Consider the following 24,762-nt stretch of genomic DNA (forward strand, 5'->3'; position numbering starts at 1 on the left):
CAGGCTCGATTTTCGCGCGATCCGCCGCACCCTTTTCGGGCGCGGTGGATGTTGAAGCGGGAAGGGGAGGAACGTCAGACATGCCAGCAAACCCGGCCTTGGCCACAGGCACCAAATCGCGCTTTGCCGCAAAATCGCGCCGCAGCGTCCGCACCGGACCTCTGCTTGCACCCGCAGTCATCCTGCTCTTGCTATGGATGATCGTTCCACTGGCGATGACGCTCTGGTTCTCGTTTCAGTATTACAATCTCATCAATCCCTTCGTGACCGGCTTTGCCGGTTTCTCGAATTACAAGTTCCTGCTGTCCGATCCGGGGCTCTGGTCGGCCATCACGAAGACGCTCATTCTGCTGGGCTCGGTTCTGGCCATTTCGGTGGTGCTGGGCGTTTTGTTTGCGGTGATTTTCGATCAGGATTTCTGGGGCAAAAACATTGCGCGACTTCTGGTCATTGCGCCGTTCTTCGTCATGCCGACAGTGTCGGCGCTGATCTGGAAAAATCTCCTGATGCATCCGGTCAACGGGTTGTTCGCTTTCATCTCGCGCAGTCTCGGACTGCCGGTCATCGACTGGTTCGGACAGTTTCCGATGGCGTCGATCATCATGATCGTATCCTGGCAGTGGGTGCCTTTCGCGACGCTTATCCTGATGACCGCCATGCAGTCGCTCGACCGCGAGCAGATGGAAGCGGCGCGGCTTGATGGCGCCAAAGGGCCGGTGATGTTCTTTTATATCGTCCTGCCGCATCTGCTGCGCCCGATCTCGGTCGTCATCATGATCGAGACGATCTTTCTCCTGTCGGTCTTCGCGGAAATCCTCGTCACTACCTCCGGTGGGCCGGGTATTGCCACGACGACGCTGACCTATTTCATCTATCTGAAGGCGCTCCTTCAGTGGGATATCGGTGGCGCTTCCGCTGCCGGTGTCGTCGCCATCATCCTCGCCAATATCGTTGCCGCGTTCCTCATCCGAACCGTGGCGCGCAATCTGGATAATTAGGGGAGACGAACGATGGCTGCAAAACGCAAGTTCGACAAAGCCGCGCTCTCCGCCGGGATTATCGGCTGGATCGTGGCGCTTTTGATGTTCTTCCCGATCCTCTGGATGCTGCTTGCGGCATTCAAGACGGAGATCGACGCGGTGGCCCCGCCAAAGTTGTTCTTCGAGCCGACGCTGGAAAATTTCGCGGCGGTCAATCAGCGCGCCGACTATTTCCGCTACGCCATGAACAGCGTGATCGAGAGCCTTGGCGCGACGATCCTGTCGCTGCTGATCGCCGTTCCGGCGGCATATGCGGCGGCATTCTTTCCGGGAAAACGCACCAAGGATCTGCTGTTGTGGATGCTCTCGACCAAGATGCTGCCTGCGGTGGGTGTTCTGGTGCCGATCTATCTTCTGGCGCGCGATACCGGGCTTCTCGACACGCGCACCGGTCTGATCATCATCTTCACTCTTTCCAATCTGCCGATTGTGGTCTGGATGCTCTATTCCTTCTTCAAGGAAGTGCCGCATGAAATCCTTGAGGCGAGCCGCATGGACGGGGCGAAGGTCGGCCAGCAGATACGCTATCTGCTCCTGCCGCTAAGCCTGCCCGGCATTGCATCGACGGCGCTTCTTTCCATCATCCTGTGCTGGAACGAAGCCTTCTGGAGCCTCAATCTCACGGCCTCGCAGGCCGGGCCTCTCACGGCATTCATCGCGTCCTTCTCGTCACCGGAAGGGCTTTTCTGGGCAAAACTCTCGGCAGCGTCCACGCTCGCCATCGCGCCGATCCTCGTCTTCGGTTGGGTTACGCAGCGCCAGCTGGTGCGCGGTCTCACCTTCGGCGCCGTGAAGTAAAGGGAACCCCATGGCTACGCTTTCTTTTCATAACGCCACCAAGTCCTTCGGCAATATTGATGTCATCAAGGGTGTGGACCTTAACATCGAAGACCGCGAATTCGTGGTCTTCGTCGGGCCGTCCGGTTCGGGCAAATCTACGCTTCTGCGGATGATCGCGGGGCTGGAAGAAATTACCAGCGGTGATCTGCTGATCGACGGGCAGCAATGCAACGATACGCCGCCGGACGAACGCGGGCTTGCGATGGTGTTCCAGACCTATGCGCTCTATCCGCATATGAATGTGCGCGACAATATGGGTTTCGCGCTCAAGCTTGCAGGTGTCGGCAAGGCCGAGCGTGACCGCAAGGTGGAAGATGTTGCCAGGACATTGCAGCTCGACAAATTGCTGGACCGCAAACCGCGCCAGCTTTCGGGCGGTCAGCGCCAGCGCGTCGCCATTGGGCGCGCCATGGTGCGCGAGCCGAAGATTTTCCTGTTCGATGAACCGCTGTCCAATCTTGACGCGGCGTTGCGCGTGCAGATGCGTATCGAATTGGCGCGCCTGCATGACCGGCTGAATGCGACGATGATCTATGTCACGCATGATCAGGTGGAAGCCATGACGCTGGCCGACAAGATCGTCGTGCTGCGCGATGGCAAGCTGGAACAGGTCGGTTCACCGCTGGAGCTTTATCACCACCCGGTCAATCGCTTTGTGGCGGGTTTCATCGGATCGCCGACCATGAATTTCATCGAGGTCAAGGCGGGCGCCGTCGATAGCGATGGCGTGACGGTGCAGCTTGCCAATGGGCGTTCGGTCAAGGTGCCGGTTGCCGGTGAAGGGGTGAGCGCCGGTGCGCCGCTTGTGCTGGGCGTTCGCCCGGAACATCTGCATCCGGCGGATGACGGCATTCTCGAAGGCGAGATCATGGTGGTCGAGCGTCTTGGCGGCCAGACTTATCTCTATGTGCAAAACGATGGCGCTTCCGGCCTGATCGTGGCGGAAGCAGGCGGCAATAGCACGGCGCGTGCGCATGAGACGGCAAGGCTCGGTTTTGATACCGCCGACGCGCATCTGTTCACGCCCAATGGCCTGTCGCTCCAGCGCCGTGACCGCCATCCGCTGATCCTGTCTGAAAAGAAAACGCATCTTTAAAGAAGCATTTCCAGCAAAAGTGCGAAGCGGTTTTGCGTCGGATAATGCGTAAGGAAAAACAATCACATTACCGGAGAAAGTCCATGAGACTGAAAGACAAGGTTGCCCTCATTACCGGCGCTGCGCGTGGCATCGGGCTTGGCTTTGCGGCGGCCTACGCGCAAGAGGGTGCAAAGGTCATCATTGCCGATATCAATATCGAGCGCGCGGAAGAAGCCGCGCGCGGTATCGGTCCATCCGTGAAGGCGGTGAAGCTGGACGTGACCGATCTGGGCGCAATCGACAAGGTGGTGGCCGCCATCGATGCCGAATATGGCGGCATCGATATTCTGGTCAACAATGCCGCAATCTTCGACATGGCGCCGATCAATGAACTGACCGAGGACAGCTACGAGCGCGTTTTGGGTATTAATCTCAAGGGCCCGCTTTTTATGATGAAGGCGGTTTCAAATGTGATGATCAAGCGCGGACGCGGCGGCAAGATCATCAATATGGCGAGCCAGGCGGGTCGCCGTGGTGAGGCGCTGGTGACGCTCTATTGCGCATCCAAGGCGGCAATCATTTCCGCCACGCAGTCGGCGGCTCTCGCTCTGGTCAAGCATGGCATCAACGTCAATGCGATTGCGCCGGGCGTGGTCGACGGCGAACATTGGGATGTGGTGGATGCGAATTTCGCCAAATGGGAGGGCCTGAAGCCGGGCGAGAAAAAAGCAGCCGTGGCGAAGTCGGTGCCGATTGGTCGCTTCGCGACGCCGGAGGATATTACCGGCATGGCGGTGTTCCTCGCCTCGTCCGACAGCGACTATATCCTCGCCCAGACCTTCGGTGTCGATGGCGGCAACTGGATGGCGTAAGGCGAGGCCGGGATAGTGCAATGAAAGCGATCTATTTTACCGGCCATGGCGAAGCAGGCATGGCCGATCTGCCGGAACCGGCATTGCTGCCAGGGCACGCGCTGATCGGCGTCAAGGCGTCGGGCCTCTGTCACACAGACATTGATGTCCTGCATGGCCGCTATGGGTCGAGTGCCTTTCCGCTGGTGCCGGGGCATGAATATGCGGGCAGGGTGATGGCCATCGCCGAAGACGTGACCAATGTGAAGGTCGGCGACCGCGTTGCGGTCGATCCGAATATTCCCTGTGGTCACTGCCGCGCCTGCCTCAAGGGGCTGACCAATCTCTGCTCCGACCTGAAAGCTTATGGCGTGACCCATAATGGCGGCTTTGCTGGCATGAGCCTCGTCAATGCCAGCCATCTCCATTCTATCGGTGATCTGCCTTATGATATCGCGGCCCTTGCCGAACCGTTGGCCTGCGTGCTGAACGGGCTTGGCGCGGCAGGCTTGAAGACTGGCCCGCACGGTACTGAAAATGCGCTGGTTTTCGGGGCAGGCCCCATCGGCCTGTTGCTGGCCCTGTCGCTGAAAGCGCAGGGCGTGTCCGAGGTTGCGGTCGCCGACATCAATGAACACCGGCTGGCTTTCGTTGAAAGCCTCGGGCTTGAGCCGGTCGTGTCCGGTTCGCAAGCGCTGGACAGGCGCCAGCGCAGCTTTGATTTTGTCGCCGACGCCACCGGCATAGCCGGGGTGGTCGAAAGCATGGTCGGCTTCACCGCCGATGGAGGAACCGTTCTGGTATTTGGCGTCTGTGCGCCCGACGCACGAATTTCAGTGGCACCCTTCGAGATTTTCCGTCGCCAGATCAGGATTGCCGGTTCGCATTCTTTGAACCGTAACATTCCGCAGGCATTGGACATATTGAAACAGGACTTTTCAAACGGGGGCTCTATGGCGCGGCTCGTTTCCCACCGGTTGCCGCTGGAGGAAATGCTGCCATTCTTCACCAAGCACGGCGGCGATGCCGCGACCATGAAAGTCCAGTTCGTACCCGATTGAATAGAGGATATCGTCATGACCAAGCTATCGCGCGCAACGCTTCAAAGCTTCGATAAAGTGCACAAGCCCGGCTACGATCCTGCCGGGTTGAAGCCGGGTATCGTCCATTTCGGCGTCGGCAATTTTCACCGCGCCCATCAGGCAGTCTATCTGGACGATCTGTTTGCGACTGGCGAGGGGCACGACTGGGCGCTGGTGGGCGCCGGTGTGCGTGGCAGCGACGACGCCATGCGTGATACGCTCAAAGTCCAGGACTGGCTGACGACTGTTGTGGAACAGGAGGCTGATCATGCAGCCGCGCGCATCACCGCATCGATGGTCGATTATGTGACGATTTCGACCGAGGAAGGGCGCAAGGCCCTGATGGCCTATCTGACATCGGCCGATACGCGCATTGTTTCCATGACGATCACCGAGGGCGGCTATTATATCGACCCGGCGAGCCAGACCTTCGACCCCGCCCATCCGGACCATCCGAAAACCGTGTTCGGCCTGATCGTTCAGGCGCTGAAACTGCGCAAGGCGGCGGGTGTCCAGCCTTTCACGGTCATGTCCTGTGATAACATTCCGGGCAACGGGCATGTGACGGAAGACGCCGTGACGGGGCTTGCCAAGCTGAGCGACCCGGCCTTTGCCGACTGGATTTCTGCCAATGTCGCTTTCCCGAATTCGATGGTGGATCGCATCACGCCCGCCACCGGCGCGCGCGAACGCGAGATTGCCGCGAAGGATTTCGGCGTCGATGACGGCTGGCCGGTCTTCTGCGAAGTTTTCAAGCAATGGGTGATGGAGGATAATTTCCCGACCGGACGCCCGGCTCTGGAAAAAGTCGGCGTCACCTTCACCGATCAGGTTGCCGCTTATGAACTGATGAAAATCCGCATCCTGAATGGCGGCCACGCGGCCATCGCCTATCCGGGCGGCTTGCTCGACATTCATTTCGTGCATGAGGCCATGGAGCATCCGCTGATCCGGCGCTATCTGGAGAAGTTGACCAAGGAGGAGATCATCCCGGAAGTGCCGCCCGTGCCGGATACCGATCTTGAAGCCTATCGCGTGTTGATCGACAAGCGCTTCGCCAATCCAAGCATCGGCGACACCATCCGCCGCCTGTGTCTGGATGGCTCCAACCGCCAGCCGAAATTCATCCTGCCCACCGCTGCTGACCGCGTCGCGAAGGGCCATACCGTGACCGGGCTTGCGCTCGTTTCCGCTTTCTGGTGCCGCTATTGCTATGGCACCACAGATAGCGGCGCTGTTATCGAGCCGAATGATCCGTCATGGGATCGCCTGACCAAGCAGGCAGCGCGCGCCAAGGCCGACCCGGCTGCGTGGCTTTCCATGGATGATATTTTCGGAGCGCTTGCCGCCAATCCCGCCTATGTCACCGCGTTCAGCTCTGCACTGAAAGCAATCTGGCGGGATGGCACGGTCAAGACATTGGAACGCTATCTTGCAGGTCAGCAGTTTTAATTACAAAGGAGCTGCAATCAGATGCCCGGTCGCGGCGTGGTGCATGACTTCCATCGGCACGCCGTAAATCTCCCGAAGCTGATTGGGCTCCATCACACCGGCGGGTGTTGATTGAGCGATCAGGCGGCCACTATGCAGCGCGAAGATGGAATCGCAGAAGCGCGCGGCCATGTTCACATCGTGCAGCACAATGAAAACGCTCAGTTCCTTTTCCTGCGACAGCTTGCGTACCAGCGACAGAACTTCCAGCTGATGGGCAATATCGAGCGCCGATGTGGGCTCATCGAGAAGCAGGCATTGCGTATCCTGCGCCACCAGCATGGCCAGCCAGACGCGCTGGCGTTCGCCGCCGGAAAGCGTATCGACAAGCCGGTCCGCAAAAGGTGCTATGCCGGTCAGTTCGATGGCCTCTTCCACCTTCGCCCGGTCGGTATCACCAAAGCGGCCCAGAGCGCCGTGCCACGGATAACGGCCAAGCGCGACCAGTTCCTTGACCAGCATGCCCGATGCGGATGCCGTCTGCTGCGGCAGATAGGCAAGCTTGCGTGCAAATTCGCGGTCGCCCCATTGGTCGAGGCGCTTGCCTGCAAAATGGATTGTGCCTCCCGACGCTGGCTGCTGGCGGGCAAGGATTTTAAGCAGCGTCGACTTGCCCGAACCGTTATGTCCGATCAAGGCTGTTACACTTCCTGCCGGTATCGACATGGTCAAAGGCTGCAACAGCGTGCGCCCGGCAACCGAAAAGCTGACATTCTCAAGTTCGAACAAGTTGGTCATCAATCGTCGTCCTCTGGCGCAGTGCTTTCCCTGCAATAACGCAGCTTTTCGAAAGTTGCCACAAAAACATGAGTAAGTTATACCTCTTTTAGATTAAGATTTCGGGAAAGCAGATTTGGGTTTCCATCCGCATATGAAAAGCCGGATCGAAGACGTCACCTTGCTGGACGATCTTCACTATCGCGTCTGGAATGGCGCGATTGCTGACGTGTGGTCTGTCGAATGCGGTCCCGGCGCGCGCGGTGAATATGTCTCGCAAGCGCCACGCCTGTTTCTCGTCTGCGAAAGCCAGGGCGCGCTCGATATCCGTCCCGGCAGCAAGGGGCGTGCCGTTGCGCAAGGCGCGAACCCTTCGCGTCTTTGCTATATTCCGGCGGGCATGACGATCTGGAGCGAGAGTGCGAGACCGGGTAAGCTCAAGCATCTTGATCTGCATCTCGACATCAACACGCTGCAGCAGCGCTTTGGTGGCGCGCTCGACAGGGCTGCGGTCGAGCGTCCACGCCTTTTGTTTTCCAATGCCAGGATTGAGCAGATCGGCGGGCTTCTGGCGGAAGAGTGCCTGTCCAATGCGCCGTTGCACGATCTCTATGGTGAAGGCCTGATCAACGCGCTTGTCGCGGAACTGTTCGGGGCGGAAGCGCAGCCGCGTGCAGGCGCGAGCAGGCTGTCACCATGGCGGCTCCGGCGCGTGACAGATTTCATCGAGGACAATTACGCGCGCATCATCCGCTTGCAGGAACTGGCCGATCTGGCTGGTCTGTCGGAAACATATTTCTGCAGCGCCTTCAAGGCATCGACGGGGGTGTCGCCCCATAGCTGGCAGATGGAGCGACGCATCGCGCGTGCGCAGGCGCTGCTGCTTCAGGCGCACACGCCGCTGCCGCATATTGCGGCGCTGGTCGGGTTTTCCGATCAGGCCCATTTCACGCGTGTTTTCAAGAAGCAAACCGGCACAACGCCGGCGGCATGGCTGAGACAACAGGTGTAGCAGAGCCACAGAAAGGATTGCTTTTTTACTGCACGCTGAGATGAACTGAAGATCGTTCAATTTGCCATAAAAACGAACAATCCTGCCGAATATTCTTGATATAAGCACTCATATTAACGCGCCCGTCTGCGGGGTCGCGGGAGCCTGTGAAGGTTCGCGTTTTTATCCGTCTTAGGGGTCACATCATATGCCGTCGATGAAGCACAATCTTCTCGTCCTGCTGGCAAGCGGTACTGCGCTTGCCGCCATTCCTGCCTTGGCGCAGGAAGACAGCAAAACCCTTCAGCTGAACACCGTTGTCATTCAGTCTGATGGCAATGGCGGCACCACGCGGGCTGACGGTGTTGCGCCGGTCCGGGGCTTTGTGCCTCAGGCGACGACCACCGGCTCGAAGGACAGCGTTGCAATCGACAAGATCCCGCAATCCGTATCGGTCGTCGGGCGCGATCAGATGGATGCGCTCGGCGCGCAGAAGATCGACGAAGCCTTGCGCTATACGCCCGGCGTGCTGGCGCAGCCTTTCGGCGTCGATAATGACACGAACTGGCTCTATATTCGCGGTTTCGACGCGACGGCCAATGGCACCTATCTCGATGGGTTGCAGAATTTCAGTTACGGCTTTGGCGGCTTTTTAATCGACAGTTTCGGTATCGAGCGCATCGACGTGCTGCGTGGTCCGGCATCGGCTCTTTATGGCGGTGCCAATCCCGGCGGTATCGTGAACTATATCAGCAAGCGCCCGACCGGCGAACGCCTGCGCTATCTTGAGGCGGGCATCAACAGCTATGGCAATGGCTATCTCGGCTTCGACATTGGCGACAAAGCGACGGAGACGGTTAATTACCGCGTCAACGGCAAGATCCAGGGTGGCGACAACTATACGGATTTTTCCAAGGAGTTTCGTGGCGTCATCTCGCCAAGCATCGAATACAAGCCGGATGAATCGACCAGCCTGACCATTCTGGCCAACTATACCCATCTGGACCTGACGCATGATGGCGGCTTTCTGCCTTACTATGGTACCGTGGTGCCGACCGAGTTCGGCAAGATTTCGCGCAAGGCGAATTTTACCGAGCCGGATGTCGATTCCTATAATCGCGAACAGCTATCGATCGGCTATGAATTCGAACACACATTCGACAGTGACTGGACCATCCGTCAGAATGTGCGTTACGGCTTTGCCAATGTGAAGGAGCATAGCCTCTACCCTTACGGCTATGACGGATTTCTGGCGCAGCCAGCTGCTGGCAATCCCTACCTCGCCCGCATCAATTTCAAGCACGATACCACGGTCAACACCTTTCAGGCTGATAACCAGCTTGAAGGCAAGGTGACGACCGGGGCCATCGATCACAATCTGCTGTTCGGCGCGGAGTACCGCTATTTCCGCATCGACCAGATGCAGCAGACCGGCGGCGCGACGATCATCGACGCCTATAACCCGGTTTATGGCGAGCCGCAGGGGCCTATGTGGGACCCCTATATTGATCAGGATCTGCGCCGCAATCAGGTGGGTGTCTATGCGCAGGATCGCATGGAATTCGGCGATGGCTGGATACTGACGCTGAATGGTCGTTACGATCATGTCTGGACTGAAGCCTCAGGTCTGCCGAGCTTCGAATATGATACGGGCCGCTTCTCCGGTCGTGCAGGTCTCGGCTATGAGTTCGAGAACGGCATCACGCCTTATGTGAGTGCTGCGACCTTCTTCAATCCGATTATCGAGACCCTGTATGACGGCAGCTATGCCAAGCCGGAAACCGGCGTTCAGTATGAAGCCGGTGTCAAATATCGCCCGGCATTCTTCGATGGCCTGATCACCGCGTCCTTCTTCGATCTGACCAAGGAAAATTCGCTCACCGGCTCCAGCTTTGCCCGTGAACAGCTCGGCAAGGTCAATTCGCGCGGCTTCGAACTCGAAATGCAGGCCAATATTGCCGAGGACTGGAAGGTGACGGCAAGCGTGACCGCCTATGACCTCAAGGTCAAGGAAAACGCCTCGGACCCAACGCTGGTCGGCAAGCGTCCTTATCTCCTGCCGGAGCAACAGGCTTCGGTCTTCGTCGAGTATAAGGTGCCCGAAGGCGCGCTGAAAGGAGTGACTCTGGGCGGCGGCGTCCGTTATATCGGCTCGTCCTATGCCGACGAGCAGAACACGCTGAAAGTGCCCGCTGTGGCACTCGCCGATTTGAAACTCGGCTATGAAAAGGATAATTGGGGCATCGATCTCAACGTGACCAATCTTTTCGACAAGGATTATGTTGCTGGATGTCAGGGCGTCTATGTCTGCGGTTATGGCGAGGGCAGGAAGGCTTTGCTCAAGGTGCACACCAAGTGGTGATGCGACGGTTTTCGCCGCGCGTTCCGTCATGACAGTCACCCGTCGCACGGTTCTCGGATTCGCAGGCGCCCTTTTTGCGGCGCCTGCACTGCGTTTGGCCCATGCCGCGACGATGCGTTTTGCGGTGATCGACTGGGCCATGCTTGAGACCGTTCTGGCGATCGGCGCTGTGCCGGTGGCAGCGGCAGAACTGCGCCAATACAGGCAAATGCAGCTTGAACCGGCAGTGCCGGAAAATGTCGCTGATCTTGGTCTGCGCGGAGCGCCCAATCTTGAGCTTCTGCGCATGATCGAACCGGATCTGATCGTCGCGTCCAATTTTTACGAGTATCAGCGTGCGGCCTTCGAGCGCATCGCGCCGGTCTTCGCGCCGACTGTCTATAGCGCCGGTCAGCCGCCCTATGCGATGCTGGAAGAGGCGACGTTGCGCCTTGGCGAAAAGCTTGGTCTGGCTGCGGAAGCGCGCGCTTACGTCGTGACTGTTGCACGCGAGATTGCGGAGGCGCGGCAGCGCTTCGCTGCGATACCGGGACGGAAGGTCTTCGTCATCAGCCTGGGCGATGCCCGGCACTTTCGCGCTTTCGGTCGCGACAGCCTGTTTGGAGAAGTGCTGGTTCGGCTTGGCTTCCAGAATGCGTGGACGCGCGATACAAGCTATTCAGCCGCAGCGCCGGTGGGGCTGGAGCAATTGGCCGAAACGCCGGACGCATCCATCGTGGTCGTCGGCCTGACCGATCCTGAAACGCTTTATCGTCTGCCGCAAAACGCCTTGTGGAACGCTATGCCCGCCGTCCGTGAAAAGCGGGTTCTGTTTCTGCCGCCGCTCGACCATTTTGGCGGATTGCCTGCCGCGCGCCGCTTTGCCCAGCTTCTTCGTGAAAACTGGAAGAGCAGCCCATGACGGAGAAGAGTGTTGCAGGCGTCAGGCCGCTTCTGTTCTGGGCGCTGCTCGCGCTTGTCGCGGCACTGATAGCCGCTTTCGAATTCACGCGGGCGCTGAATGGTCCTGCCGGTTCACCGGAACTGCTGGCGCTGCACCGGGTCATCGCGTTCGACACCGTCTTACCGCGCAACGCCATGGCCCTGATCTGTGGCGCCGGTCTTGGGCTTTCCGGTCTGCTGTTGCAGCAGGTTTTGCGCAATCCGCTCGCCGAACCCTCAACGCTCGGCATTGCTGCCGGGGCGCAGCTCGCCATGACGGCGGGTATACTCTATCTGCCCGCGGCCCTCATCTTTCGAGAATGGCTGGCTTTGGCGGGCGGTCTGGCGGCGGTCAGTCTGGTGCTGGCGCTCAACTGGAAACGCTCGCTGGAACCCGCTTCTGTCATTCTCTGCGGCATGATCGTGTCGCTGACCGCAACGGCGGCAAGCACGGCGCTCATCCTCGCCAATGGCGAATATGTGTTCTCGCTGTTCATCTGGGGCGGCGGTTCGCTGGAACAACAAAGCTGGGGGCCGGGCATTTCGCTCTCCCTGCGGGTTCTGATCGGCGGCGGGATTGCCTTCTTCCTGCTGCGCCCGTTGACATTGCTGGCGCTCGACAATGCCAATGCGCGCAGCCTCGGCCTGTCGCTGGCGGCAAGCCGCCTTCTGGTGATTGCCCTTGCCGTCTGGCTGGCGGCAAGCATCACGGCAGAAGTCGGCATATTGGGCTTTGTCGGTCTGGTCGCTCCGACGCTGGCGCAGCTTTCTGGCGCGCGCCGTCTCAAGACAAAGCTGATCGCCGCGCCCGCCATTGGGGCAATTCTGCTCTGGTTGACCGATGGCTGCGTCAGCCTGTTGCAGACCGTCACCGGCGACCGCCTGCCGGTGGGCGCTGCGACTGCATTGCTCGGCGGTCCGCTGCTGCTCTGGATGCTGCCGCGTCTGCGCATGTTTGAATGGCCGTCGGGCCAGAGCGAGCCCAGCGCTGTTCGGCTCAAGCGTACCGGCTTGTTCTTCGCCATTTTGTTGCTGCTTGTCCTGCTTGTTGCTGGCGTCACGCTCGGTCTCGGCCGGGGGCAGGACGGTTTTGTCCTTGCCCGTGGTGAAGTGTTCGCTGCGCTTTTCGACTGGCGCGTGCAAAGACTTGCTCTTGCGGGCCTATCGGGCGGCATGCTGGCATTGGCCGGAGCCATTCTCCAGCGCATGACGGGTAACACGCTCGCCAGCCCCGAAATTATGGGCGTCGGCCTTGGTGCTGGTGCGGGTTTGGCGGTGGTTCTCCTGCTTCCCGTCGCAAGCCTTTCCCTGCAATGGCTGGGCGCTTCCATCGGCTCGGTGCTGGCGCTGATCTTCATTCTGGCGATTGCCGCGCGCAGCGGTTTTGGTGCGGAAAAGCTGCTTCTGGCCGGTGTCGGCCTTGGCGCTATGGTCAGCTCCATTCTGACAGCCATCATTGCAACCGGCTCTCCACAAGCCTTTGTCCTGCTCGGCTGGTTGAGCGGTACCGGCACGCAGGCGACGCCTATGCAGCTTTGGCTGGCCGTTCTTGCGCTGGCCGCCAGTTTCACGATCCTGCTTGCTTTGTCGCGCTGGCTCGACATTTTGCCGCTTGGTTCGGTGACGATGCGCACCCTCGGTCTTTCGCTCGTCCTGCCGCGTCTTGTGATCGTGCTGATTGCAGCGCTTCTGACAGCGATTGCATCGATGATGGTGGGGCCGCTCTCGTTTGTCGGGCTGATCGCTCCGCATCTGGCGCGCAATTTCGGCCTGCATACACCGAAGCGCTTCCTGACGGCATCCATGCTGATCGGCGCGCTGATGATGGTCAGCGCCGATTGGCTCGCGCGGATGGTAGCCTTTCCCTACAATCTGCCGCTTGGCCTGTTCGCCTCGCTTCTGGGCGGGGCCTGCTTCATCGCGCTGCTATCGCGGCGCGGGTAGCCTTTATGACGTGGCCTTCGCCGGGGCGGTTCTAAGCACGCGCCAGCCGAGAAGACTGAAGCCGATGGTCATCAGCGGATTGAGAATGTTGAAAAAGCAGAAGCCGACATAGGCGGTGGTGCTGACCCCCAGCGCTGCGGCCATATAGGCGCCGCAACTGTTCCATGGGATCAGCGGGGACGTCACGGTTGCGCTGTCGCCAATCACGCGGGAAAGAAGTGCGGGTGCCAGTCCGCGATTGGCAAAAGCCTGCTTGAACATGCGCCCCGGCAGGGCAATGGAAATATACTGATCGGACGTGACGACATTCGACAGGACAGCGGTTCCTGCGACGGTCGAGATCAGACTGGCATCGGATTTCGCGCGATGGATCAACGGGTCGATCAGGCGATTGAGAATGCCTGCATGCTCGATCACCGCGCCAAAGGCGAGTGCTGTGATGATGAGCCAGATGGTCGTCATCATGCTCGCCATGCCACCCCGGCTGAGAATCATGTCGATATCGGGATCGCCGACGGAGCTCGTATAGCCGGTGGCAAGCGCCAGCCATGCGCCTTTCAATAGGGCGAGCGCACTGGGAAGCGCTGCATCATTGGCAAATGCGATCACCCGTTGTGGGTCCATGATGACGCCCTGGATAGCGCCTGCCAAAGCGCCGCTGAATATCGCCACGACCGGAGATACCCGCGCTACCGACAGCACGAAGACCAGCAGCAGGGGCAGGAAAGCCCAGAGCGAAACCTGAATCTGACTGTCGATCTTTGTGAGAAGGGAGCTTGCGTCAAAATCGTTTTGCTCACCAAGAAAGCCGAACAGCACAATGGACAAAAGCAAAGCGGGGATCGAGGTCCAGAGGGATTCCCGGATGTGGTCGAATATTTCCGAACCGGCGGAGGCCGCCGCCAGATTGACCGTGTCGGAAAGCGGCGATGCCTTGTCGCCAAAATAAGCGCCGGAAATGACGGCGCCCGCCGTGATTGCAGGGGAAAGGTCCATATGAGCCGCGACACCCATAAGCCCGATGCCGATAGTGCCTGCGACGGTCCATGAACTGCCAATGCTGAAGGCCACCACCGCGCAGACAATGGTGGTCGTCGCGTAGAAATAATCGGGGTTGAGAAGCTTCAGCCCGTAATAGACCATGGACATGATCGTGCCGCTGAGCGCCCATGTGCCAATCAACGCGCCAACCGCCATCAGGATGAGAATGGCGGGCAAGCCGGTCGCGATCCCGTCAACAACGGCGGCGCGGACCGCGGCCCAGCTCGATCCGTTCTTATAGGCAACACCGGCGGCGATCAGCCCGCAGACCGCAAGGGCGATCTGGTTGGGGCCGGACGAGGCCGCATCACCAAACAGATAATAGGAAAGGGCGAGGAAAACGATAAGCGCAATACATGGAACAAGTGCATCCAGAATGGATGGAATATGACCGCCAGTGGTCGGCGCCGGTTCGTTTTCGCTCACCTTGTGGTCTCCCCTGATAGCGACTTTAGTAGGTTAAACGCTGAAAACTCCGGTCTTCCCTCAAAGGCCGGAGCTTCCAATATTTCCTTCAATGCCAGGTCAGTTTTGAAAAGCCTGTACTGACAATGGTTCCTTTTTTACCATCGACAATGCCGGGAATGTCAGCCAGCGCGCCAATGGCGGCAGACTTTCCGGTTGCCTCGGCAAAATTGCAGGCGGCATCCACCTTCGGTCCCATCGAACCTGCCGGAAACTGATAGTGCGAAAGGGATTCCGGCGTCGCTTCGTGGATGCCCTTTTGCGTCGGCTTACCCCAGTCGGTAAAGACCGCTTCGGCGTCGGTCGCCATGATGAAGAGGTCGGCGCCAAGTTCACGTGCGAGAAGCTCGCTCGCCAGATCCTTGTCGATGACGGCCTCCACGCCGCCAAGCGAGCGTTCCTTGCCTTTCTCATACATGGTGGGAATGCCGCCGCCGCCCGCGCAGATGAGAATGGTGTTCTTTTCAAGCAGCCATTTCAACGGGCGGATTTCGAAAATCCGCTTCGGAAGCGGCGAGGGCACAACCCGTCGCCACTTGTCGCCGTCCTGCTTGAAGGTCCAGCCTTTTTCGCCACGGATACGGTCGGCATCGTCCTTGGAATAGACCGGGCCGACGAACTTGGTCGGGTTTTGGAAGCCGGGATCATCGCCATCCACCTCAACCATGGTAAGGACGGTTGCGATGGGAATGTCGAATGGCAGAACATTGCCAAGTTCCTGTTCCAGCATATAGCCGATCATGCCTTCCGTCTGGGCGCCAAGCACGTCCAGCGGATAGGCTTCGTCGGGCTTGTAGGCGGCGCCCTGCAAGGCAAGCAACCCCACCTGCGGGCCATTGCCATGGGTGATAATGACCTGATGGTCTTTGGTGACCGGCGCGATGGCTTCGACAGCGGTGCGGATATTCCTGCGTTGCACTTCGGCTGTCATCGGCTCGCCGCGCCGCAAAAGGGCGTTGCCGCCCAATGCGATGACGATGCGCATTCTCAATCTCCAATCGTTGCCACAAGCAGGGCCTTGATGGTGTGCAGACGGTTCTCCGCCTGTTCGAATGCGATATTGGCGTGGGATTCGAACACTTCGTCAGTCACTTCAAGACCGTCCGTAATGCCAAACTGATCGGCAATCTGCTTGCCGACCACGGTTTCGGTATCGTGGAAGGCTGGCAGGCAATGCATGAACTTCACCTGCGGATTGCCTGCGGCTTTCATCAGCGCAGCATTGACCTGATAGGGCTTCAGCAGCTTGATGCGTTCGGCCCAGACTTCCTTCGCTTCGCCCATCGAGACCCAGACATCGGTGTGGATGAAGTCCACGTCCTTGACCGCCGCCTTGACGTCATCGGTGATGGTGACCTTTGCGCCCGATGCGGCGGCGAGGTCTTCTGCAATCTTGCGATATTCGTCAGCGGGCCACAGTTCCTTCGGTCCGCAGATGCGAACGTCCATGCCCATCAGGCTGCCGACGATCAGAAGCGAATGACCCATATTGGACCGCGTGTCGCCCACATAGGCATATTTGATCTGGGGGATCGGCTTGTCGCTGTGTTCCCACATGGTCAGCACGTCGGCCAGCATCTGGGTTGGATGATATTCATCGGTCAGGCCGTTATAGACCGGCACACCGGCATATTTGGCCAGCGTCTCAACACCGCTCTGCGATGAGCCGCGATATTCGATGGCGTCATACATACGCCCCAGCACACGCGCCGTGTCCTTGAAGGATTCCTTGTGGCCGATCTGCGATCCGGCTGGATCGAGATAGGTGACATTGGCGCCCTGATCCGAACAGGCGACCTCGAAGGCGCAGCGCGTGCGTGTGGAGGTCTTTTCAAAGATGAGGCAGATTTCCTTGCCTGACAGGTGCTTTTGTTCGGTGCGCGCATATTTGGCGCGCTTCAGATCGCGCGCCAGATCGAGCAGGAAGCGGAATTCGCGTGGCGTGTAATCCTGCACCGTGAGGAGGGAACGATTGCGCAGATTAAAGCTCATGATACGTCTCCAAAACTATATAACGTTGCGATGGAAGTCCGGTTCTCAGACCGGATCGCGCCATATGGGGCAAGTCATGCAATGCCCGCCGCCCCGACCACGGCCAAGCTCGGAACCGCGAATGGTGATGACTTCAACGCCCGCCTTGCGCAGCAGCGTGTTGGTGTAGGTGTTGCGGTCGTAGGAAACCACCACGCCGGGCTCCAGCGCGACGACATTGTTGCCGTCGTCCCACTGTTCGCGCTCGGCTTCGTAGGCGTTGCCGCCAGTTGCCACCGAGCGCAGTTTCTTCAGTCCCAGCGCTTCCGCCGTCACTTCCAGCAGGTGCTTTGTTTCGGGACGAACGGCGATTTTTCCGTCGTCGCCCGGATAAATGCTGAAGCAGCGAATCTGGTCCACGACTTCGCCAAAAATCGTAACGAGGTCGCGGTCGCAGAAACTAAACACCGTATCGAGATGCATGGCCGCACGGCTTTTCGGCATCACACAGGCGATGACGCGGGTGGCGGCATTGGCGGCAAACAGCGCTTCCGCCACCTGACCGACAGCCTGATAAGTTGTGCGTTCGCCCATGCCGATCAGCACAACGCCATTGCCGATGGGCATGACATCGCCGCCTTCCATCGTGGCGTTGCCGTGGTCGGTGTCGAAATCGCCCCACCAGATTTTGAAATCGCCGTCCTTGAATTCCGGATGATATTTGTAGATGGCGCGCTGGATCAGCGTTTCCGGCTGACGGGCTGGCCAGAACATCGGGTTCACGGTCACGCCGCCGTAAATCCAGCAGGATGAGTCGCGCTGGAACAACGTGTTGGGGATCGGCGGAATAATGAATTCCGTACCGCCCAGCACGTCCAGCATCAGTTCCTTGCCCCATATGTCCGGCAGGTCGGAAACGGCCACGCCGCCGATGAGAAATTGGGCCAGGTTTTTTGATGGCAGTTCATCCAGCCAGGGGCGCATGGAATTGGCGACATTGCGCCCGATCTGATTAGGCAGAATACGCCGGTCGAGAACGAATTGGCGTGCTTCCTTGTCGTCCAGCGTTTTGGCGAGCAGGTCCTGCATTTCCAGAACCTCCACGCCGCGCTCCCGCATTTTGAGAACGAAGTCGAAATGGTCCTTCTGGGCCTCGTGCACCCAGATCACATCATCGAACAGAAGGTCATGGCAATTGGCTGGCGTCAGTCGTTGATGGGCGAGCGATGGGCTGCAAACCATCACTGTGCGTAGCTTGCCGACTTCCGAATGCACTCCAAATTGTCTCATCTCGATGCTCCTGTTTGAAAGGGTGATCTGGGCGGGAAGATTTTCCGGTAGCCGGCAAAAGATCGTTCCCGTGGATGAATGCGTCAGAATGGGGTGATAACTCCCGTCCACATCAGATAGATGGCGACGAGGGCGAGCAGGGTTATGCCTGCCGCGATCCAAACTTCATGTCCCTCAAAGATCGGTTCTCCATGTTCCTTGCGGGCTTTCGCGTAAACCAGAATGCCGGGTGCGAAGAGCACCGTGCACATCAGTAGAAAGCTTAGTCCCGCCGCGTAGACGAGCCAGACGCCGTAGAGCGTCGCTATCAGGCTCACCCACAGGTCTCGCCGTCGCGACTTGCTGTTGGCGCCATATGTCTCGCCGCTGAGCGCGAGTTTCAGTGCAAAAGCGCCGGAAAACACATAAGGCGGCAGAATGGCGACCGATGCGATGAAGTAGAAGAACTGGTAGGCGCTTTCGGAAAAATAGGTCAGCAGCAGGAAGAACTGAATCGCGAGGTTCGTTGCCCAGAGCGCATTGGCTGGCGACCCGTTCTTGTTCTCGACCGCAAACCACTTTGGAAATGTGCCGTCGCGACCGCAGGAAAATGGGATTTCCGCGCAGAGCAGGGTCCAGGACAGGAAAGCCCCACCCACTGAAATCAGAAGGCCGATATTGATGAGCAGCGCGCCCCAATGACCGACAAGCGGCTCGAAGACGCCTGCCATGGAGGGCACTTTCAACCCGGCGAGTTCCGGCTGGCTCATCAACCCGGTCGAGAGCAGCGATACCAGCACATAGATGCCGAGTGCGCCGAGAAAGCCGATCACGGTCGCGCGGCCCACATCCTTGCGGTTGGCGGCGCGGGCCGAATAGACGCTGGCACCTTCAATGCCGATGAACACCCACAGCGTCACCAGCATCGTGCTTTTGATCTGGTGCGTAATGCTGCCAAGTGTGGCTTCCTCACCACGGCCCCAGAAATTGAAGGTGAACTTGTCCCAATGGAAAGCAACGATGGCGATCAGGATGAACAGCATCAGCGGCACAAGTTTGGCTATCGTCGTGACGATATTGACGAATGACGCCTGCTTGATGCCGTAGAGGACAAGTGTATGGATCAGCCAAAGGCAGATGGACGCGCCTATGATCGACGGCAGGTTGGACCCATCGCCGAAAACTGGGAAAAAGAACGACAAGGCCGAGAAGATCGCCACCGCATAGGCAACATTGCCGAGAAAGGCGCTGAGCCAGTATCCCCAGGCGCTGTTGAAGCCGATAAACGATCCGAAACCGGCCTTAGCATAGGCGTAAGGTCCGGCATCGAGATCGGGACGACGATTGGCGAGCGACTGATAGACGCGCGCCAGCATCAACATGCCGATGCCGGTGATGATCCAGCCGATAATGATTGCGCCCGGCGATGCCGCGCGAGACATATCCGATGGCAGATTGAAGACGCCGCCGCCGATCATCGATCCCAACACAAGCGCAATCAAAGGAAACAATGTCAGTTTGTGCGGCTCTTTTTCTGCCGTGACTTGCCCACTCTGCGTATCGGCCATGCAATTCTCCAATCGTGCGCGATTATGAGCATGAAACGAAATTTCACAGACAATGATGCGATCGCTAATCTCACGTCATTGATCAAGATCAATGGTATAATTATTATTTATCAAATACATCGATGCGGGTTTAGTAAGTGATATTAGCGTAAATAAAATAAAGTCAATAATTTAAATAAATTAAAATAGATCGAATAGCCCTAGTTTTGCTGTTAATCAGTTAAACATATTCAAAAATATTTCACGTACTGCGCAGGATGCTTGATATATATATTTAAATTACGCAAAACTCCTTGGACGCCAATGGCAGTTAAGCCATGCGCCGGTTGTGGTGGATCAATCTCTCTTTTTTTAAAGAGCCGATGAGCCGCGAAGCGGTCCCGGCTCATTCTTCAATAATGTTTGTTTTTCATGCGATCCCCGCGATACGCATTTGATCTACACCGCGACCAGATCCAAAGTTGGCTATTAAGCAAACGATAAATCAGGCCAAGCTAACGGAGAGCTATGGCAGAGCTGGATTTTATCAATATGGTTTTCTTTAAAAAATTCGGGTGGTGCCGCGTTTCAAGGCCGGTCACGCGAATGGGTTGCACAGAGCGCCCACATTGCGGGGATGGCCGCTAGCGCAAGGGCGCCGACGATGGAAAAGAAGACGCCATAGCCGAAATACTGGGCGGCATAACCCGCCGCCACACCGCCCGCCATGCTGATCAGCGCATCCATGCATTGGAACAGCGTGAAATCCACTCCTGCCTGGCGCGGGTCAGACCACAGCATAAATTGCGCATAAAGCGCAACGAAACCCAGCGCTACCACACCGGATGAGCTGATAATCGCAACCGCGATCAATTGCACGCTGGCGGTCTTGTCGCCGGCATGTATGGCGAAAAACAGGAAGCACAGCGCCTGAAGCAAGAGCGCTACAGCCAGTATCTTGCGCATGCCGAAGGCGCGCACCAGACCGCCACCGGCAAGTGCTGCGGCAAGGCCGACAAACATGCTTCCGGCGCCGTTCAGCAATCCGACGGTGGTGAGGTCGAGACCGCTATCGATCAGGAAGGGTCCAAGCATTGCGAGCCCCGCCTTCTGTGCGATGACATAGACCGCTGCCGCCGCCAGTCCGCGCCGGATATCACGCCGCCGCAGTGCTGCCGCCAGCGACGGCACATGCGGGCGTGTTTCCGCGACAGAACCTTTGCGGGCGAAAAGCGCGAAGGGCAGGCCGAGCAGCACGAGGATCAGCGCCATTGTCCAGATGGCGATACGCCAGCCGAATGCACCGACGAGAACGAGAAACAATCCGGCGCCGATCGCCGAACCGAGATAGGCGCCGCCGACCTGTGCGGCATTGCCCCAACCGTAATGGTCTTCCGACAGGCTTTGCACGGCATAACCGTCGCAGGCGATATCGACGGTGGCCGTTGCAAAGGCGATCAGCATCAATATGCCGAGAAGCGGATAGACCTGTGATGGGTCGATAAGCCCGATGATCAGGAGGCCGATGACCGAGACAGCGCCGCCGCCCAGAATGATGGTTGCCGTTCGGGCGGCACCGCTATGCGGCAGCCGGAAACGTTCCACTGCGGGCGCCCAGAGAAATTTGAGCGCCCATGGCAGTATGATCAGCGAAACGAGGCCGATGCGGTCGAGCGGCACGCCGCTGTCGCGCATGATGGCAGGCAAGCCTGACCAAGTGATACCGCCAATGACGCTTTGCGCCACATAGAGCCCGCTGATCGTCAGGAACACGCGGGCTGGCGCGACGGTCGGTGACGGCTGGTCGGCCTGTTTCTGCATCGACGTCATCAGAAGCGATAGCGTAGGCTGCCGAATATCTGGCGGCCTTCCTGCTGGTAGCAATAGCCAGCGGTGCAGACCGGATCGCGATTGTCGAAGATGTTCTTCGCATTCACTTGCAGCTGCATGCCGTCGAGCTTCGGATTGCGATAGCTGAAGTCATAGGACAGCGCCGCATCCACCATGACACGCGAGTCGTTCTTGAAGGTGTTTTCGTCATCGCCATAGCTGGAGCTGACATAGCGCACACCGGAGCCAAAACCGAGGCCAGCCAGCACGCCGTTCTCGATCTTGTAATTGCCCCACAGCGACAGCACGTCATTGGGCGTGCCGGAAAGCTCGTTGCCTTCCGTACCTTCGGTGCCGCCTTCGATCTTCACGCGCAGATGGGTGTAGGACGCGATGATGCCGAGACCGTTATCGAGCGTGGCATTGGCTTCCAGTTCGAAGCCACGCGAGTTGAGATCGAGCTGGCGCTGCTTGTTGCGATCCGCCGAGGCGACGAGGACGACACCGTCTTCCTGATCGATATCGAAGAAAGCGGCACTCACTACGGCATTATAGCCGGGGATTTCGTATTTGACGCCGATTTCCTTTTGCGTGGCGATGGTCGGCTTGGCGACATGTTTGTCGTCGCTGGCGATATCGTCATAGACGAAGCCGATATTGGGCGAGAACGAGGTGGAATAGTTCACATAGGGGATGAAGCCCCATTCCGTCTTGTAGGCTGCGCCGACGCGACCGGAGAAGGCGCTGTCCTTCTGTTCGCTTTCCGAATAATCCACATCGGTGGTGTTGGTTTTCACCCAGTCATAACGGCCGCTGCCGAACAGGGTGAAATTATCCCATTCGATCTGGTCATGGGCATAAATGCCGACCTGATTCATCTTCTGCCCGCCATAATAGGGCACGTCCTGGGCCCGCATGTCCTCGACGGACACATAGGACAGGCCGCTATAGGCGTTATAATCCGACCAGCCATAATCGATGCCAGCAATGGCCTTATGGGTCATCGGGCCGGTGTCGAAATCGAACTGCGCCATCGTATCGACGACGAAATTCTTCATCCGCTCGGTGTAATGGCCCCAGTAGCGTGACAGGTCTGTGCTGCCTGCTGTCGTGTAATGGCCGCTATATTCGAGATCGGCATCGACATCGCTGTAACGCAGGTTCTGGCGGATGGTCAGCAGGTCGTTGAAGCGATGTTCGAACTCATAGCCGATGCGGCCCTGGTGCTGAACGAAGTCGTTATAGGCAGGGTCGCCCTCATAAATATCCGAAACCTCGCCATAGGACGGATTGTAGAAGGCCGCCGTTCCACCGGTCTTGGAGCGGGAAAACTCGCTTAGAACCGTGAATTTCGTGTCTTCGTCCGGCTTCAGCGTGAAGGCTGGCGCGATGTAATATTTGTCGTCGGGATAGCCGGGCAGTTCGGTATCGCTTATGCGGCCAAGGCCGGTGATGCGATAGAGGAAGGTCTTCTCGTCATTGGCGGGGCCGGATACGTCGAAGGCAGCCTGATACCGATTATGATTGCCGAACAGCAATTCCACTTCGCGGAAATCTTCGTCCTTCGGGCGCTTTGTGACGACATTGACGATGCCGCCGGGGCCGCTGACGCCATAGAGCGACGAGGCCGGGCCTTTCAGCACCGTGATACCTTCAATGCCGTAAGGTTCCGCCTTCAGCCATGCGGAAGGGCCGTTCATGACGCGGAGGCCGTCGCGGAACATGCCGTTATAATATGCGGGAAAACCGCGCAGGTAGAACGCGTCATAGCGCGTATCGAAACCGTAATTGTTGGGATTGGCGCTTGCCGTATAGCTCAGCGCATCGTTGAGCGTGTTCGGCTTCTGGTCTTCCATCTGGCGCTGCGTGATGACGGAAATCGACTGCGGAATCCGGGCGATTTCCGTGTCGATCTTGGTGCCGTCGCGATCCTTCTTGGCGACATAGCCATCCTGCACCAGCGTATCGTTGCTCTGAGACTCGATGGTCACGGTGTTGAGCACCAGAGGCTGCGAGGCGTCCTGCGCAAAAACGATGGCAGTGGAGGCGAGAAGGGTGGAACTGGCGAGTGCAAAGCGTAGCGGGAGGCGGAGAGCAGGAGTCGGCATGGATGTCCCTCGAACAACGATCTTGCGTCGCTCGGCTCCCCCGATCCGGCGATGCAAATTTGAGTATGAGACTCCACTATAAAATTGACTCTAAAAGTCAACTATAAGCAGTTCATTAAATTAGCTCTCAATGATATTGCGCTGCGGCTTGCGATTTTTCTGCAACAGATGGGCGCTGCGGCGTGCCCTTTGGCGTCAGCGATTGCGAAATTGCGGCGGGCGCTTTTCGGCACTGGGAGAGATGCTGATGAAGCTGACTGCCCCGGAACAGCAAGCGCTTCGAGGGCAGGTTGAGCCCTCAAAGCATGAGTGGGACGCTTATCGCGCCAGACCTGCATCCTTCAGGAACTTGACCGATGGCATGATCTTGTTCTTGTCGCGCAGTTCGAGGATCAGGCGCGGATTGCTTTCGAGTTCAGCCAGAGCCGCGAAAACGCCATGCCAGCGGATGGTGCCTTCGCCGATGCCCCAATGACGATCCGCATGGCCGTCCGCGTCCTGCAAATGAACATGCTGCAGGCGGTTGCCCGCACGACGGATGAAGTAATCGACCGGATGCGCGCCCAGCGAACCATAGGTGAAATGGGCATGGCCGGTATCGACCGAAACGGCGACCGATGACGACTGGAAGCTGTCGGCGAGCAGGCAGCGGGCATCGGTATCGATATCCTCGATATTTTCGATCACCAGCGTGCAGCCGATTTCTTCGGCGCGGTTGACGACCGGCGCCAGCGTTTCATGGGCGTAGTCGATAATCTGCTGGCCGCTTTCGACAAAATTGTCGAGATTGTTATAGGTCCAGAAATTATAAGGGCTGTGGATCACCATCTGCGTGGCGCCGATGAATTCGCAAACCTCCAGTCCCTGAAGATAGCGCTGGGTGACGATCTTGCGAATGTCTTCATCCTGATTGGAGAAGTTGAGACCCCAGAATGGACCATGAATGCCGAGGCGGCCCTTATAACCGTTGAGCAGAGTCTTGATGCGGCTTGCAGGCGTCTTCCAGTCGGCCTTCAGGAGAGCGACATGGACAAAATCCTGGATCTCCAGATCGCGGTTTTCCGACAGGATGAAATCGAGATTTTCTTCGAGATAGGACAGCGGCACGGCTGCGCCGAGAAGCGGCAGGTCGGACATAATCAATTTCCTGGATTGACCGGATGGCATGGGATGAAAGCGGTTCTGCCTCGCCTCCGGACTAAAGTGCAGGCAGA

The 24,762-nt window shown here is 58.3% G+C and carries 19 protein-coding genes; 10 read left to right on the forward strand and 9 right to left on the reverse strand.

Annotated elements, in window-relative coordinates:
* Positions 1 to 80 precede the first annotated feature (80 nt).
* From FIC94_RS09625 to FIC94_RS09650, 6 genes are all read left to right on the forward strand, one after another.
* The gene (locus FIC94_RS09625) at positions 81 to 998 is read left to right on the forward strand and encodes a carbohydrate ABC transporter permease (RefSeq protein ID WP_109366946.1); all 918 of its coding nucleotides are present in this window, start codon (positions 81 to 83) and stop codon (positions 996 to 998) included.
* A 12-nt stretch (positions 999 to 1,010) separates the two neighbouring features.
* Positions 1,011 to 1,838 carry a carbohydrate ABC transporter permease gene (locus FIC94_RS09630; protein WP_109366947.1) on the forward strand — a complete coding sequence of 276 codons (828 nt, stop codon included), beginning with the start codon at positions 1,011 to 1,013 and terminating at the stop codon, positions 1,836 to 1,838.
* Positions 1,839 to 1,848: 10 nt separating this feature from the next.
* A complete protein-coding gene (locus FIC94_RS09635; protein ID WP_140024713.1) occupies positions 1,849 to 2,976 on the forward strand; it encodes an ABC transporter ATP-binding protein in 1,128 nt (375 codons plus the stop codon).
* An 83-nt stretch (positions 2,977 to 3,059) separates the two neighbouring features.
* Positions 3,060 to 3,830 (forward strand): L-iditol 2-dehydrogenase, encoded by a 771-nt coding sequence (locus tag FIC94_RS09640; RefSeq protein WP_140024714.1) that lies wholly within the window; start codon positions 3,060 to 3,062, stop codon positions 3,828 to 3,830.
* Between the two features lie 20 nt (positions 3,831 to 3,850).
* The gene (locus FIC94_RS09645) at positions 3,851 to 4,870 is read left to right on the forward strand and encodes a zinc-dependent alcohol dehydrogenase family protein (protein ID WP_140024715.1); all 1,020 of its coding nucleotides are present in this window, start codon (positions 3,851 to 3,853) and stop codon (positions 4,868 to 4,870) included.
* 15 nt (positions 4,871 to 4,885) lie between these two features.
* Positions 4,886 to 6,343, forward strand: a complete 1,458-nt coding sequence (locus FIC94_RS09650) for a mannitol dehydrogenase family protein (RefSeq protein WP_140024716.1) — start codon at positions 4,886 to 4,888, stop codon at positions 6,341 to 6,343.
* Here the strand turns inward: FIC94_RS09650 and FIC94_RS09655 are convergent, their stop codons facing one another.
* Positions 6,344 to 7,120 (reverse strand): ATP-binding cassette domain-containing protein, encoded by a 777-nt coding sequence (locus FIC94_RS09655; protein ID WP_140024717.1) that lies wholly within the window; start codon positions 7,118 to 7,120, stop codon positions 6,344 to 6,346.
* Between the two features lie 115 nt (positions 7,121 to 7,235).
* On the opposite strand from FIC94_RS09655, the gene FIC94_RS09660 reads away from it, so the two are divergent.
* The 4 genes from FIC94_RS09660 to fhuB all read left to right on the forward strand — a co-directional run bounded on the left by FIC94_RS09660 (position 7,236) and on the right by fhuB (position 13,317).
* Positions 7,236 to 8,111: a helix-turn-helix transcriptional regulator gene (locus tag FIC94_RS09660; RefSeq protein WP_109366953.1), complete on the forward strand. Its 876-nt coding sequence runs from the start codon at positions 7,236 to 7,238 to the stop codon at positions 8,109 to 8,111.
* A 187-nt stretch (positions 8,112 to 8,298) separates the two neighbouring features.
* Positions 8,299 to 10,452: a TonB-dependent siderophore receptor gene (locus tag FIC94_RS09665; RefSeq protein WP_140024718.1), complete on the forward strand. Its 2,154-nt coding sequence runs from the start codon at positions 8,299 to 8,301 to the stop codon at positions 10,450 to 10,452.
* A gap of 28 nt (positions 10,453 to 10,480) precedes the next feature.
* The gene (locus tag FIC94_RS09670) at positions 10,481 to 11,353 is read left to right on the forward strand and encodes an iron-siderophore ABC transporter substrate-binding protein (RefSeq protein ID WP_180917941.1); all 873 of its coding nucleotides are present in this window, start codon (positions 10,481 to 10,483) and stop codon (positions 11,351 to 11,353) included.
* Complete coding sequence (fhuB, locus tag FIC94_RS09675) at positions 11,350 to 13,317, forward strand: Fe(3+)-hydroxamate ABC transporter permease FhuB (protein WP_140024719.1); 1,968 nt, start codon at positions 11,350 to 11,352, stop codon at positions 13,315 to 13,317. The genes FIC94_RS09670 and fhuB overlap by 4 nt, the downstream gene beginning before the upstream one ends.
* Before the next feature lie 3 nt (positions 13,318 to 13,320).
* Here fhuB and FIC94_RS09680 read toward each other — a convergent pair whose 3' ends face one another.
* The 8 genes from FIC94_RS09680 to FIC94_RS09715 form a co-directional block, all read right to left on the reverse strand.
* Positions 13,321 to 14,784 (reverse strand): Na+/H+ antiporter NhaC family protein, encoded by a 1,464-nt coding sequence (locus tag FIC94_RS09680; protein WP_140024720.1) that lies wholly within the window; start codon positions 14,782 to 14,784, stop codon positions 13,321 to 13,323.
* An 88-nt stretch (positions 14,785 to 14,872) separates the two neighbouring features.
* Complete coding sequence (gene arcC / locus FIC94_RS09685) at positions 14,873 to 15,808, reverse strand: carbamate kinase (RefSeq protein ID WP_140024721.1); 936 nt, start codon at positions 15,806 to 15,808, stop codon at positions 14,873 to 14,875.
* Between the two features lie 2 nt (positions 15,809 to 15,810).
* Positions 15,811 to 16,815 carry an ornithine carbamoyltransferase gene (locus FIC94_RS09690; protein ID WP_140024722.1) on the reverse strand — a complete coding sequence of 335 codons (1,005 nt, stop codon included), beginning with the start codon at positions 16,813 to 16,815 and terminating at the stop codon, positions 15,811 to 15,813.
* A 45-nt stretch (positions 16,816 to 16,860) separates the two neighbouring features.
* Positions 16,861 to 18,084 (reverse strand): arginine deiminase, encoded by a 1,224-nt coding sequence (gene arcA, locus FIC94_RS09695; RefSeq protein ID WP_121539446.1) that lies wholly within the window; start codon positions 18,082 to 18,084, stop codon positions 16,861 to 16,863.
* Between the two features lie 83 nt (positions 18,085 to 18,167).
* Positions 18,168 to 19,631: an arginine-ornithine antiporter gene (gene arcD / locus FIC94_RS09700; protein WP_109366959.1), complete on the reverse strand. Its 1,464-nt coding sequence runs from the start codon at positions 19,629 to 19,631 to the stop codon at positions 18,168 to 18,170.
* Between the two features lie 567 nt (positions 19,632 to 20,198).
* Positions 20,199 to 21,440 (reverse strand): MFS transporter, encoded by a 1,242-nt coding sequence (locus FIC94_RS09705; protein ID WP_371830899.1) that lies wholly within the window; start codon positions 21,438 to 21,440, stop codon positions 20,199 to 20,201.
* Complete coding sequence (locus FIC94_RS09710) at positions 21,440 to 23,548, reverse strand: TonB-dependent siderophore receptor (protein ID WP_140024723.1); 2,109 nt, start codon at positions 23,546 to 23,548, stop codon at positions 21,440 to 21,442. Before FIC94_RS09710 ends, FIC94_RS09705 begins: the two co-directional genes overlap by 1 nt.
* 318 nt (positions 23,549 to 23,866) lie before the next feature.
* Positions 23,867 to 24,685 carry a sugar phosphate isomerase/epimerase family protein gene (locus tag FIC94_RS09715; protein ID WP_109366961.1) on the reverse strand — a complete coding sequence of 273 codons (819 nt, stop codon included), beginning with the start codon at positions 24,683 to 24,685 and terminating at the stop codon, positions 23,867 to 23,869.
* Between the last annotated feature and the right edge of the window lie 77 nt (positions 24,686 to 24,762).

The sequence above is a fragment of the Ochrobactrum teleogrylli genome (assembly GCF_006376685.1).
Lineage (GTDB): Bacteria > Pseudomonadota > Alphaproteobacteria > Rhizobiales > Rhizobiaceae > Brucella > Brucella teleogrylli.